Origin of the sequence: Streptomyces sp. Ag109_G2-15 (assembly GCF_900215565.1) — a bacterium.
In the GTDB taxonomy this organism is placed as follows: Bacteria; Actinomycetota; Actinomycetes; order Streptomycetales; family Streptomycetaceae; genus Streptomyces; species Streptomyces diastatochromogenes.
Genome location: NZ_OCNI01000001.1, coordinates 3,403,186 through 3,414,570, shown reverse-complemented (window position 1 = coordinate 3,414,570; position 11,385 = coordinate 3,403,186). Strand labels below are relative to the sequence as shown.

Here is an 11,385-nt window from a genome sequence, read left to right as displayed (position 1 = left end):
GACATCTCTGCCGAGCGAAATGATCACAACACGGAGAGTGACATCCAAGGGTCCGTCGGAGGAATCACCCGAGCGGCGGAAGGGGAATCGAGACAGTCCCGGAACAGCACGCGCACCGACGCCGGACACACGCAGGAGCCCTCCCGCTCATCGAGCGGGAGGGCTCCTGACCTGGCATTTCCCGGAGCCCCCTGTCGGATTCGAACCGACGACCTTCGCTTTACAAGAGCGGCGCTCTGACCAGCTGAGCTAAGGAGGCGTGCGCTTGCGCGCCCGTGCAGTGTACCCAGGTCCGAGGTGCCCCTTGTCGAAAATTTCCGCGAAGTTCACAGTCGCCCGGGTACTGACAGACGAGTGAACGCCAGGTACCGTCCTGAGCCAGTTCACTCGCGTGGACTACACCAACCACCTTCCTACAACGGATCGTCCGGCACGTTCCTGCCGGTAGAAGGGGGCCCATCACCATGGCCACAGTCACGTTCGACAAGGCGACCCGGATCTACCCGGGTTCCACCAAGCCCGCCGTCGACGGTCTCGACATCGAGATCGAGGACGGCGAGTTCCTCGTCCTGGTCGGCCCGTCCGGTTGCGGAAAGTCCACCTCCCTGCGGATGCTCGCGGGCCTGGAGGACGTCAACGGCGGCGCCATCCGCATCGGTGACCGAGACGTCACGCACCTGCCGCCCAAGGACCGGGACATCGCCATGGTGTTCCAGAACTACGCCCTCTACCCGCACATGACGGTCGCCGACAACATGGGCTTCGCGCTCAAGATCGCCGGCGTCAACAAGGCGGAGATCCGGCAGAAGGTCGAGGAGGCCGCGAAGATCCTCGACCTCACCGAGTACCTGGACCGCAAGCCGAAGGCGCTCTCCGGTGGTCAGCGCCAGCGTGTCGCCATGGGCCGCGCCATCGTCCGTGAGCCGCAGGTCTTCCTCATGGACGAGCCGCTGTCCAACCTGGACGCCAAGCTCCGCGTCTCGACCCGTACGCAGATCGCGTCCCTGCAGCGCCGCCTCGGCATCACCACCGTCTACGTCACCCACGACCAGGTCGAGGCCATGACGATGGGCGACCGGGTGGCCGTGCTCAAGGACGGTCTGCTCCAGCAGGTCGACTCGCCGCGCAACATGTACGACAAGCCCGCGAACCTCTTCGTCGCCGGCTTCATCGGCTCCCCGGCCATGAACCTGGTCGAGGTCCCGATCACCGACGGCGGCGTGAAGTTCGGCAACAGCGTGGTGCCGGTCAACCGGGACGCGCTGAAGGCCGCCGCCGACCGGGGTGACCGCACGGTGACCGTCGGCGTCCGGCCCGAGCACTTCGACGTGGTCGAGCTGGGCGGCGGTGCCGCCGCCTCCCTGTCCAAGGACACCGAGGACGCCCCGGCCGGTCTCGCCGTCTCCGTGAACGTCGTCGAGGAGCTGGGCGCCGACGGCTACGTCTACGGCACCGCCGAGGTCGGCGGCGAGGTCAAGGACCTGGTCGTCCGCGTGGGCGGCCGCCAGGTGCCGGAGAAGGGCGCCACCCTGCACGTCGTACCTCGTCCGGGTGAGACCCACGTGTTCTCGACGTCGACGGGTGAGCGACTCACCGACTGACCGGCCTGATCGCCCTGAGCAGGGCGTTTTCACGCAGGTTGACGAACAGGGCCCCGCGGACCGCCGCGGGGCCCTGTTCATTGGCCTTCATTGCCGAGAAATACCCCGGCACAGCGATCATTTCGGGCACCGCGCGTCAACCCCTTACCCAGAAAGCGGCACTACTTCATCCCCCGTAAGGGTGACTAAATGTCGCCAAATCATTACCGGGCGCTACCCTCACACGCGTGAAGCACTCCACCAACCCTCAGACGCGAAGCGGCCATCGGGGCGGCCCTGCCCGCCGGGTCGGCCGCACTCTCGCCCTCGTCCTGCCCGTCGTCCTGGTGCTCTCCGGAACCCTCGCGGTCACCCGGGTCAACTGGACGGGAAGCCCCTCCGGCTCGGTGCTCACCGCCTCGGACATCTCCTCGGCGGAGGTCTCCACCAAGGCGGTCTCCCACGCCCCGCAGGACGTGCTGCGCGACCAGCTGATGACCGAGCTGCAGGACAAGAACCCCGGCGTGGTCCTCACCCACCTCCAGGAGGCCGTGAACGGGCACCCCGCGCTGGCGAAGCACTGCTCCTCCATCGCCCGCGCCCTCGGCAGGGCGGCGGTGCGCATCTACGGCGCCTCGCGCGCCCAGTCGTACGCCCGCCCGGTCTGCGACACCGCCTTCGCCACCGGCGTCCTGGCCGCGCACAGCTAAGTGCGGGTTGGGAACTCGGTAACGGCTCCTTAAGGAGCCGGTTGCGATCGGAATTCCGGCCGGGGCGCCACGTACAGTTCGGGGCATGACCCATCCGAGCGCGGCGTTGCGCCCCACTCAAGCCGTCGTCCTGGCCGGGGGCCAGGGCTCACGGCTGCGTCCCTACACCGACGACCGGCCCAAGCCGATGGTCGAGATCCCCGGTACGGGCACTCCGATCATCGGCCACCAGCTGGCCTGGCTCGCCGAGGAGGGCGTGACGGACGTGGTGGTCTCCTGCGGCCACCTCGCCGAGGTCCTGCAGAAGTGGCTGGACTCGGCCGATCTGCCCGTGTCCGTCACCACCGTCGTCGAGACGGAGCCCCTCGGCCGTGGCGGCGGCCTCAAGTACGCCGCCGCGCACCTCCCCCACCCCGACCGGCCCTGGTACGCCACCAACGGCGACATCTGGACCCGCTTCTCCCTGCGGGACATGGCCGACTTCCACACCGAGCGGGACGCTGTCGCCACGTTGGCGCTGGCGCGGCCTCGGATTCCCTGGGGTGCGGTGAAGACCGACGGGTTCGGGCACATCACCGACTTCATCGAGGCGCCGCCGTCTCCGTTCGAGATCAACGCGGGTGTGTATGTGTTCTCCCCGAGTTCGAGGCGATGCTGCCCGAGCGGGGGGATCATGAGCGGACCACGTTTCCGCGGTTGGCTCGGGAGCGGAAGCTATTCGGGTTCCCGATTCCGCAGGGGGCGTATTGGCGGGCTATTGATACTGCTAAGGACCTGACTGAAGCGGCTAAGGAATTGGCGGCGCTGGGTCGCTGACAGTTCCGCGGGGGCGGTTGTGGGTTGTCTGCGGGTGCGTTGTGGCTTGTCGCGCAGTTCCCCGCACCCCTGGGTTTGCTGCCCCCTCCGTACGTGAAAAAGGGCCCCGTACCGTCGGTGGTACGGGGCCCTTTGTTGTCTTGTTGGGGCTAGCCCAAGATGCCGCCTACCAAGCCCGGCTGGCCGGAGGAGGTGCTGCCGCCGGTGCTGGGGCCGCCGGAGGATGTGCCGCCAGACGTCGTGCCACCGGTGCTGGTGGGGCCCGCCGTGGTGCTGGGGGCGCCGCCTGTCGGGGAGGACTGGTGGGGCGGGACCTGGCCCGTGGTGCCCTGGGTCTGGGTGGGCGTCGTGGTGGTGGTGCCGGCGCTGTGGCTGGCGCCCGGGGTCGCCGCCGCCCCGGAGGGGCTCGCGCCGGCCGTGGCGCCGCCCGTGGGCGAGCTGGAGACCGACGGGGTCGTCCGGTGCCGCTGACCGGGCTCCTGGGGCAGCGCGGAGCCCGGCAGGTTGTTGCGCGGGGCCTCGCCGGGGCCGGGGACGACCACGCGGCTGGAGTCGCGTACGGCGCCGCCCAGCAGGGAGCCGGCGAGCAGGGTGAGGCCGACGGTGACGGCCGTGATGAGGGAGCCGCGGCGCAGGACGTAGCGGCGCAGTTCCCAGATGTCGGAGCGGGGGCCGAGCCGGCGCCAGGCGCTGCCGGCGAGGCGGCCGTCGACGGAGTAGACGGGGGCGCCGGCGATGATCAGCGGGGACCAGGCGGCGAGGTAGATGATGTCGGGGGCGTCGTAGGCGGGGACCGTCTTCCAGCTGACGGTGACGATCAGCGCGGCGGAGAGCAGGGCGCCGACCACGGCGGCGACGCGCTGCCAGCAGCCGAGGATGGTCAGGACGCCGACGACCACCTGGAGGAAGGCGATGACCAGGCCGGAGCCGACCGGGTGGTGCAGGGCGAACTGGCGCAGCGGCTCGGCGACTTCCCAGGGGTGCAGGGTGTTGAGCCACTTGACCATGGAGCCGCGCTTGCCGCCGTCGAAGTAGACGGGGTCGCACAGCTTGCCCATGCCGGCGTAGATGGAGATGAAGCCGAGGAAGATGCGCAGGGGGAGCAGGACCACGCCGAGGTTCATCCGGCGGCCGGGGTAGTAGGCGTGCCGGGCGGGGTCGTCGCCGTGGCGCTTGGCGGGGCGGTCGCCCGCGTCCCCGGCGCTCTCGTCGTAGTCGTCGTAGTCGTCGAACTCGTCGTCGGCGTAGGCCGGTTCGTCGTAGGCGCTGCCGGCCGTGCGCATGTGGGGCAGGAGCCGGGTGCCGTCCTCGGGGGCGGTGCGCTGGTGGCCGACGACGGGGGTCTCGACGGTCTGGTCGAGGTCGTCGTAGCCGTCCGCGTACCCGGTCCCGACGCGTGGGATGACCTGGGTGGCGCCGGCCTCGGCGGGCTCGTCGGCGTGGCGGACGCTGCTGCCCCGCACGGCCTGGAGCAGCCGGTGGGCTCCGGTGTCGTCGGGGGCGGACTTGCCGCTCCACACGACGGGGCGGCGGCGGCCGGCCGCGGCGCCGGCCCGGCCCGCCGTGCCCATGACCGGCATACGGGCGGTGTCCTGGGTGGCGCTCAGGTGCCCGGCGATCCGCGGGGATTGGCTGCGTTTCGCCGACGCGCCCAGCTGCACGCGGAAGCTGGCGTGATTGACGATGACCTGCGCCGGATCGCTCGGCACCTTCACCATGCTCAGCGCGGGAGCGTCGTCGAATCCCGACGAGCGGTCCCCCGTGGGTGTGCGGGGTGTTCTGGTGTCCACACTCATCTAACCGAGTGACGTGGAGTTAGGACACTGCTTTGACCGGGCGGATGTGTCCGGACCGCGTCAAAGCGGCCCGGAACGCCATATGGACCCCGGAATTACCCCGTACGGGTGAGGTTACGGACGCCTGTTCAGGCGCGTCGGCGCGCCGCCTCGTACAGGACGATGCCCGCTGCCACACCGGCGTTGAGCGACTCGGCGCCACCCGGCATCGGGATGCGGACGCGGAAGTCGCAGGTCTCGCCGACCAGGCGGGACAGGCCCTTGCCCTCGCTGCCGACCACGATGACCACCGGGCCCTGCAGGGCCTCCAGTGCGCCGAGTTCGACCTCGCCGTCGGCGGCCAGGCCGACGACCGTGATGCCGGCCTTCTTGTAGGCCTCCAGGGCCCGGGTCAGGTTGGTGGCGCGGGCGACCGGGGTACGGGCGGCCGTACCGGCGGAGGTCTTCCAGGCGCCGGCGGTCATGCCGGCCGAGCGGCGCTCGGGGACGACGACGCCGTGGCCGCGGAAGGCGGAGACGGAGCGGACGACGGCGCCGAGGTTGCGCGGGTCGGTGACGCCGTCGAGCGCGACGATCAGCGGGTCCTCGCCCTCGTCGTAGGCGGCCGCGGCGAGGTCCTCCGGGTGCGCGTACTCGTACGGCGGGACCTGCAGGACCAGGCCCTGGTGGTTGAGGCCGTTGGTCATGCGGTCCAGCTCGGGGCGCGGGGCCTCCATGAGGTTGATGCCGCCGCGCTCGGCGGCGAGCTGGAGGGCCTCGCGGACGCGCTCGTCGTTGTCGATGAACTGCTGGACGTAGAGGGTCGAGGCGGGCACGCCCTCGCGGAGCGCCTCGACGACCGGGTTGCGGCCGACGACCAGCTCGGACGGCGACTTGCCGCCCCGGCCTCGGGGCGCCGGGCGGCGCACGGCCTGCTTGGCCTTGGCGTTGGCGATGCGGTTCTTCTTGTGACCCTTGCGCATCTCGGCGGGCGGGGTCGGCCCCCTGCCCTCCAGGCCCTTGCGTCGCTGGCCGCCACTGCCGACCTGCGCGCCCTTCTTGCCGGACATGCGGCGGTTGTTCGCGGCCATGACCTACCTGTCTTCGTGAGCTTCGTACGTACGTCTTATGCAGTGTGCCGCCCGGAGGGCCGGGCGGCACAATCGATCATGCGGGGGCTAGCGCGGGCCGAGGGTCCAGCGCGGGCCCTGCGGGCTGTCCTCGATGACCAGACCGGACTGGTTGAGCTGGTCGCGGATGGCGTCGGCGGTGGCCCAGTCCTTGCGGGCGCGGGCCGACTCGCGCTGGTCGAGGACGAGCCGGACGAGGCTGTCGACCACGCCGTGCAGGTCCTCGCCCCGGTCGGCGCCCTCGCCGGCCCAGTGCGCGTCCAGCGGGTCGAGGCCGAGGACGCCGAGCATCGCCCGTACCTCGGCGAGGCGGGCGACGGCGGCCTCCTTGTCGTCGGCGGCCAGCGCGCTGTTGCCCTGCCGGACGGTGGTGTGCACGACCGCGAGCGCCTGCGGGACACCCAGGTCGTCGTCCATCGCCTCGGCGAACGCGGGCGGGACCTCGGCCGCCGGCTCGACGACTCCCCCGGCCTTCTCCACCACGCGCTGCACGAAGCCCTCGATGCGCGCGAACGCGGACTCGGCCTCGCGCAGGGCGTCCTCGCTGTACTCGATGGTCGAGCGGTAGTGCGGGGTGCCCAGGTAGTAGCGCAGGACGATCGGGCGCCACTGCTTGACCATCTCGCTGACGAGGACCGAGTTGCCGAGCGACTTGGACATCTTCTCGCCGCTCATGGTGACCCAGGCGTTGTGCACCCAGTACTGGGCGAAGTCGTCGCCGTAGGCCTTTGCCTGGGCGATCTCGTTCTCGTGGTGCGGGAAGATCAGGTCGAGGCCGCCGCCGTGGATGTCGAAGGCCGAGCCCAGGTACTTGTGGGCCATGGCGGAGCACTCCAGGTGCCAGCCCGGGCGCCCGCGGCCCCACGGCGTCTCCCAGTCGGGCTCGCCGGGCTTGGTGGCCTTCCACATGGCGAAGTCGCGCGGGTCCCGCTTGCCGGTGATGCCCTCCTCGGCGGGCTGCCGCATCTCGTCCAGGTCCTGCTTGGACAGCTCCAGGTAGGAGGGCCAGGAGCGGACGTCGAAGTAGACGCTGCCGTCGGCCTCGTAGGCGTGACCGCGCTCGATGAGGACGCGCATCATCTCGACCATCTCGGTGATGTGGCCGGTGGCGCGGGGCTCGTAGGTCGGGGGGAGGCAGCCGAGGGCGTCGTAGCCGTCGTTGAAGGCCCGCTCGTTCTCGTACCCGATCGACCACCAGGGGCGGCCCTGGTCGGCCGCCTTCCAGATGATCTTGTCGTCGATGTCCGTGACGTTCCGGATGAACGTCACGTCGTAGCCGCGGAACGCGAACCAGCGGCGCATGATGTCGAAGTTGAGGTACGAGCGGACGTGCCCGATGTGCGGTGCCGCCTGCACGGTGGCGCCACACAGGTAGATCGAGACACAACCCGGCTTGAGCGGGGTGAAGTCACGGATCTGCCGGGCGCTGGTGTCGTACAGGCGAATAGTCACCACTCCAGGGTAGTGGGCCCGGAGTAATGCCTCGTGCCGCTTGCCTCACATCATCCCGACGACCTTCTCGGGCGTGATCCTGACGATCACGCGGTCGGCGTCCTCGGCGGAGGCCGGGTTGAACTCGGCGTACTTCTTGCCGGTGTACTTCAGCGACAGTTCGTCGATCAGTTCCCTCGCGCCCTGGGTGCTCAACTCCGCGGTGCCCCGGATCTCGGCGTAGACGTAGGGCATCTGGGGGTCCTGGACGACGACGCTGACCCGGGGGTCGCGGTCGAGGTTCTTCTTCTTGCGGCGGTCGACGGTCGTGGAGAACACGACCTGGTCCCCGTCCCGCTTCACCCACACCGGGGACAGCTGCGGGCTGCCGTCGGGCTGGACCGTGCCGACCACGATGAAGACGGGACCGTCGAGCAGGGACTTGAGCCGGTCGGGCAGGGCGGCGGGCATGGGGGTACCTCCGGGACCTCGGGTGTTCACTGGTCGCTCTGCAGGCACCCTCGCACGCGCTCAGCCCACCCGCACCACGAGCGCCGTGGCCACCGCCATCAGCCCCTCCTCGCGGCCGAGGAAGCCGAGGCCGTCCGTCGTCGCGCCGGACACCGACACGGGTGCGCCCGCCGCCTCGGAGAGGATCTTCTGGGCCTCGTCCCGGCGCTTGCCGATCTTCGGGCGGGGGCCGACGACCTGGACGGCGATGTTGCCGATGGCGAACCCGGCCGCGCGGACGATCCGGGCGGCCTCGGTGAGCAGGGTGACCCCGGAGGCGCCGGACCACTCGGGGCGGCCGGTGCCGAAGTGCTGGCCGAGGTCGCCGAGCCCGGCGGCGGAGAAGAGCGCGTTGCAGGCGGCGTGGGCGACGACGTCGGCGTCGGAGTGCCCGGCCAGGCCGGGACCCTCGCCCTCCCACTTCAGGCCGGCGCACCACAGCTCGCGGCCTTCCTCGAAGGCGTGGATGTCGGTGCCGATGCCGACCTGGGGAAGCAGGGGGAGCTGCTCAGAAGCCATCGTTCAGCCTCCTGCGGGCCAGGACCGCCTCGGCGAGGACGAGGTCGAGGGGGCGGGTGACCTTGAAGGCCTCCTCGTGGCCGGGGACGGTGACGACCCCGAGGCCGAGCTGCTCGACCATGCTCGCGTCGTCGGTGACGTCCTCGGTGACGGTCTCGTGGGCGCGGACCAGGGTCTCCCGGTCGAAGCCCTGGGGCGTCTGCACGGCCCGCAGCCGGGCCCGCACGGGCGTGGCCACGACCGGCTCGGGGTCGCCGGGGACGGCCGCGGGCTCGACCTCCTTGACGGTGTCGGCGAGCGGCAGCGCCGGGACCACGGCGGGGGCGCCCCCGCGTACGGCCTCGATGACCGCGTCGACGGTGTCCACGGGGACGAGCGGGCGGGCCGCGTCGTGGACGAGGACGATGCCGTACTCGGGCGGCAGGGCGTCGAGGCCGAGCCGGACCGACTCCTGACGGCTGTCCCCGCCGGGGACGACGAGGAAGTCGGTGCGCTCGGGCAGCGCGTGCACGTCGAGCAGGGACTTGACCTCGGCGGTGCCGTCCGGCGGTGCGACGACGACCACCAGGGAGACATGGCGGGACGCGGCGAGGGCGCGGAGCGCGTGGATCAGCATGGGCGTGCCGTTCAGCGCGCGGAGCGCCTTGGGGGCGCCCGGGCCAAGGCGTACGCCCCGGCCGGCGGCGGGAATCACGGCGGCGACGGGGATCTGCGCGGGTGCGGGGCGCGAATCGTCAGACATCGGTTCCTGTCAGGTTTGTGTGCTCGACCTAGGTGGGTATGGCCTGGAGGAGTGCCGGGCGCGACGCCTTGACCGGACCCTTCCGTGACCCTGGTCGAGCCATCTGCCCGGGCCCGGCACACCAAGTATCGGGGGGCTTCCCCCGAGATGAACGACAGGCGTTACCGGCGGCCTCGCGGCGGCTGGATTCTTCCGGGGACGTACGGCCGGATTCTTCCGGGGCCGAACATGCCGCAGCGCCCGGCGACAGGGTCAGTGTCATCGGGCACCGCGGCAGTTCACTGTGCTGAGCGTGCTGAGGGCAGCGGGTGCTGCCGGTGGCGCGTCAGGAGGCGAGCACCTCGTCGAGCAGGGCCTCGGCCTTGTCCTCGTTCGTGTTCTCCGCGAGAGCGAGCTCGCTCACCAGGATCTGGCGAGCCTTGGCGAGCATGCGCTTCTCACCGGCGGAGAGACCACGCTCGCGCTCGCGACGCCACAGGTCACGCACGACTTCCGCGACCTTGATGACATCGCCGGAGGCGAGCTTCTCCAGGTTTGCCTTGTAGCGACGGGACCAGTTCGTGGGCTCCTCGGCATACGGCGCGCGCAGCACCTCGAAGACCCGGTCCAGCCCGTCCTGACCGACCACATCACGCACGCCCACGAACTCCGCATTGTCCGCTGGCACACGCACCGTCAGGTCACCCTGGGCGACCTTCAGCACCAAGTAGGTCTTGTCCACGCCTTTGATCTGGCGAGTTTCGATGGCCTCGATCAGCGCGGCCCCGTGATGGGGATAGACCACGGTGTCGCCAACCTTGAACGTCATGTGACAGGTACCCCTTCCGTGGCTATCCAGGGTAACACGGATTCGGCGTGTTCTGAATGGCGTTTTCGCAGGTCAGGGCATATCTCGGGGCTTGACAACCGCAACAGGAACGTGCTTCGAAGGCACTCGCCGGGCCGGGACGCAACAGGTATTCGCAGGTCGGAGCAGCTCTCCGGGCGAGGTGAAACGCGTACGTTACAACCTCGCGGAGTCTCGCCCAAGAGGTTGAACGTCCCGATTTGTCTACTTCCAAGCGTGCGACTTCCGCTACTCCGTTCGGTGGCAGGAGGCGGGTACGAGACGAATCCGGAATTGATCACAGGAGCCCGGACGGGGAGTGGATGATCAATATCCGGGGTGGCCATGCATTCCTTCACGGAAAATTTGCGGACCGTGTTGCGGGGATGCGGACTGCGGTGTTGCGGGCGCGTTATGTGAATGGCGGACGAGCGCCTCGGCAATGTGACTCGTGAGTCACTTGTGGGCGGCGAGGTACCCCCACCCGGAGGGAAGCCCGGTGCTTGGGGGAGGGTCGGGTGCGGCCACGCGGGAACGGCTCGGTAACCTAAGGCCGCTGACAGACACTTAGGGCGGCTTTATAAGTGGAGCCGCCCCTGCGTTCAAGGAGTTGCCGCCGCCGTGAGCAGCAGCCTTCGACGCGGCGCCCTCGCCGCGTCCGCCATCGTCTTCTCGATCGCCTCGCTCGCCGCCTGCGGCGCCGGCAACAACTCCCAGACCCTGGAGATCAAGCCGGACAACGCGGCGACCAGCGTCGGCGACATCAAGATCCAGAACGCCACGATCATCACGCAGCCCGACCTGAAGGCGTCCGGCCCGGCCGTCATCTCCGGCACCGTCTTCAACATGGGCAACACCAACCAGACCCTGCAGTCGATCTCCGTCGAGGGCAGCAGCGAGCCGGTCAAGCTGTCCGCGGCCAAGGGCCAGAGCCTGACCGTCCCGGCGCACGGCTCGCTCGTGCTCGGCGGCAAGGACAACGCGTCCGCCGTGATCGCCAGCGGCCGTGAGGCGGTCCAGGACGGCAACGCGCAGAAGGTGACCTTCACCTTCAGCAAGACCGGTCCGGTGAGCCTGCGCGCGTTCGTGGTCCCGGCCACCACCTACTTCAGCGGCTGGGGCCCGAGCGAGATCCCGACCGCCTCGGCGACCACCACCGCGGCGCCGGGCTCGACCGCGTCCAGCAACGGCAAGCCGGGCAAGGGCGGCAAGTCCAGCCCGTCGGCGACCGCCACCGACACGGCGACCACGGGCGCGACCCCGAGCGACTCGGCGTCGCAGTCGGCCGCGGGTCACTGAGCAGTCGTACACAGTCGTAAGCCGAAGGGCGGCACCCCGATGCGGGG

The 11,385-nt window shown here is 70.2% G+C and carries 11 protein-coding genes, 1 tRNA gene and 1 pseudogene; 4 read left to right on the top strand and 9 right to left on the bottom strand.

Annotated elements, in window-relative coordinates; all coding sequences use genetic code 11:
- Positions 1–185 precede the first annotated feature (185 nt).
- Positions 186–259 (bottom strand) — tRNA-Thr (locus CRP49_RS15375).
- A 205-nt stretch (positions 260–464) separates the two neighbouring features.
- Between CRP49_RS15375 and msiK the strand changes: the two genes are divergently transcribed.
- The gene (gene msiK, locus CRP49_RS15370; RefSeq protein ID WP_097253865.1) at positions 465–1,601 is read left to right on the top strand and encodes a diacetylchitobiose ABC transporter ATP-binding protein MsiK; all 1,137 of its coding nucleotides are present in this window, start codon (positions 465–467) and stop codon (positions 1,599–1,601) included.
- Here msiK and CRP49_RS46845 read toward each other — a convergent pair.
- Entirely contained in the window at positions 1,591–1,731 is a 141-nt protein-coding gene (locus CRP49_RS46845; protein ID WP_179851628.1) for a hypothetical protein, read from the bottom strand. The two genes, msiK and CRP49_RS46845, sit on opposite strands and share 11 nt — an antisense overlap.
- A 97-nt stretch (positions 1,732–1,828) precedes the next feature.
- Here CRP49_RS46845 and CRP49_RS15365 point away from each other — a divergent pair, with 97 nt between their 5' ends.
- Positions 1,829–2,290 carry a hypothetical protein gene (locus tag CRP49_RS15365; protein WP_097253864.1) on the top strand — a complete coding sequence of 154 codons (462 nt, stop codon included), beginning with the start codon at positions 1,829–1,831 and terminating at the stop codon, positions 2,288–2,290.
- Positions 2,291–2,375: 85 nt separating this feature from the next.
- Positions 2,376–3,106 (top strand): annotated as a pseudogene (locus CRP49_RS15360) (NDP-sugar synthase).
- Between the two features lie 149 nt (positions 3,107–3,255).
- Here the strand turns inward: CRP49_RS15360 and CRP49_RS15355 are convergent.
- The 7 genes from CRP49_RS15355 to CRP49_RS15320 all read right to left on the bottom strand — a co-directional run bounded on the left by CRP49_RS15355 (position 3,256) and on the right by CRP49_RS15320 (position 10,021).
- The gene (locus tag CRP49_RS15355; RefSeq protein ID WP_179851627.1) at positions 3,256–4,902 is read right to left on the bottom strand and encodes a DoxX family protein; all 1,647 of its coding nucleotides are present in this window, start codon (positions 4,900–4,902) and stop codon (positions 3,256–3,258) included.
- Positions 4,903–5,030: 128 nt separating this feature from the next.
- Positions 5,031–5,972: a 23S rRNA (guanosine(2251)-2'-O)-methyltransferase RlmB gene (gene rlmB, locus CRP49_RS15350; protein WP_097253862.1), complete on the bottom strand. Its 942-nt coding sequence runs from the start codon at positions 5,970–5,972 to the stop codon at positions 5,031–5,033.
- An 87-nt stretch (positions 5,973–6,059) separates the two neighbouring features.
- Positions 6,060–7,463 carry a cysteine--tRNA ligase gene (cysS, locus tag CRP49_RS15345; RefSeq protein WP_097257370.1) on the bottom strand — a complete coding sequence of 468 codons (1,404 nt, stop codon included), beginning with the start codon at positions 7,461–7,463 and terminating at the stop codon, positions 6,060–6,062.
- 45 nt (positions 7,464–7,508) lie between these two features.
- Entirely contained in the window at positions 7,509–7,913 is a 405-nt protein-coding gene (locus tag CRP49_RS15340; protein WP_097253861.1) for a PPOX class F420-dependent oxidoreductase, read from the bottom strand.
- 60 nt (positions 7,914–7,973) lie between these two features.
- Positions 7,974–8,471 (bottom strand): 2-C-methyl-D-erythritol 2,4-cyclodiphosphate synthase, encoded by a 498-nt coding sequence (ispF, locus tag CRP49_RS15335; RefSeq protein WP_097253860.1) that lies wholly within the window; start codon positions 8,469–8,471, stop codon positions 7,974–7,976.
- A complete protein-coding gene (gene ispD, locus CRP49_RS15330; protein ID WP_097253859.1) occupies positions 8,461–9,213 on the bottom strand; it encodes a 2-C-methyl-D-erythritol 4-phosphate cytidylyltransferase in 753 nt (250 codons plus the stop codon). The genes ispF and ispD overlap by 11 nt, the downstream gene beginning before the upstream one ends.
- Positions 9,214–9,538: 325 nt before the next feature.
- The gene (locus tag CRP49_RS15320) at positions 9,539–10,021 is read right to left on the bottom strand and encodes a CarD family transcriptional regulator (RefSeq protein WP_003953493.1); all 483 of its coding nucleotides are present in this window, start codon (positions 10,019–10,021) and stop codon (positions 9,539–9,541) included.
- 639 nt (positions 10,022–10,660) lie between these two features.
- Here CRP49_RS15320 and CRP49_RS15310 point away from each other — a divergent pair.
- The gene (locus CRP49_RS15310; RefSeq protein ID WP_097253858.1) at positions 10,661–11,338 is read left to right on the top strand and encodes a DUF461 domain-containing protein; all 678 of its coding nucleotides are present in this window, start codon (positions 10,661–10,663) and stop codon (positions 11,336–11,338) included.
- Positions 11,339–11,385: the final 47 nt, after the last annotated feature.

Excerpts from the sequence above, each read along its gene's own strand:
- CRP49_RS15355 (WP_179851627.1), bottom strand. The coding sequence starts at position 4,902 with ATGAGTGTGGACACCAGAACACCCCGCACACCCACGGGGGACCGCTCG.
- CRP49_RS15320 (WP_003953493.1), bottom strand. The coding sequence starts at position 10,021 with ATGACGTTCAAGGTTGGCGACACCGTGGTCTATCCCCATCACGGGGCC.
- ispF (WP_097253860.1), bottom strand. The coding sequence starts at position 8,471 with ATGGCTTCTGAGCAGCTCCCCCTGCTTCCCCAGGTCGGCATCGGCACC.
- rlmB (WP_097253862.1), bottom strand. The coding sequence starts at position 5,972 with ATGGCCGCGAACAACCGCCGCATGTCCGGCAAGAAGGGCGCGCAGGTC.
- CRP49_RS15340 (WP_097253861.1), bottom strand. The coding sequence starts at position 7,913 with ATGCCCGCCGCCCTGCCCGACCGGCTCAAGTCCCTGCTCGACGGTCCC.
- ispD (WP_097253859.1), bottom strand. The coding sequence starts at position 9,213 with ATGTCTGACGATTCGCGCCCCGCACCCGCGCAGATCCCCGTCGCCGCC.
- msiK (WP_097253865.1), top strand. The coding sequence starts at position 465 with ATGGCCACAGTCACGTTCGACAAGGCGACCCGGATCTACCCGGGTTCC.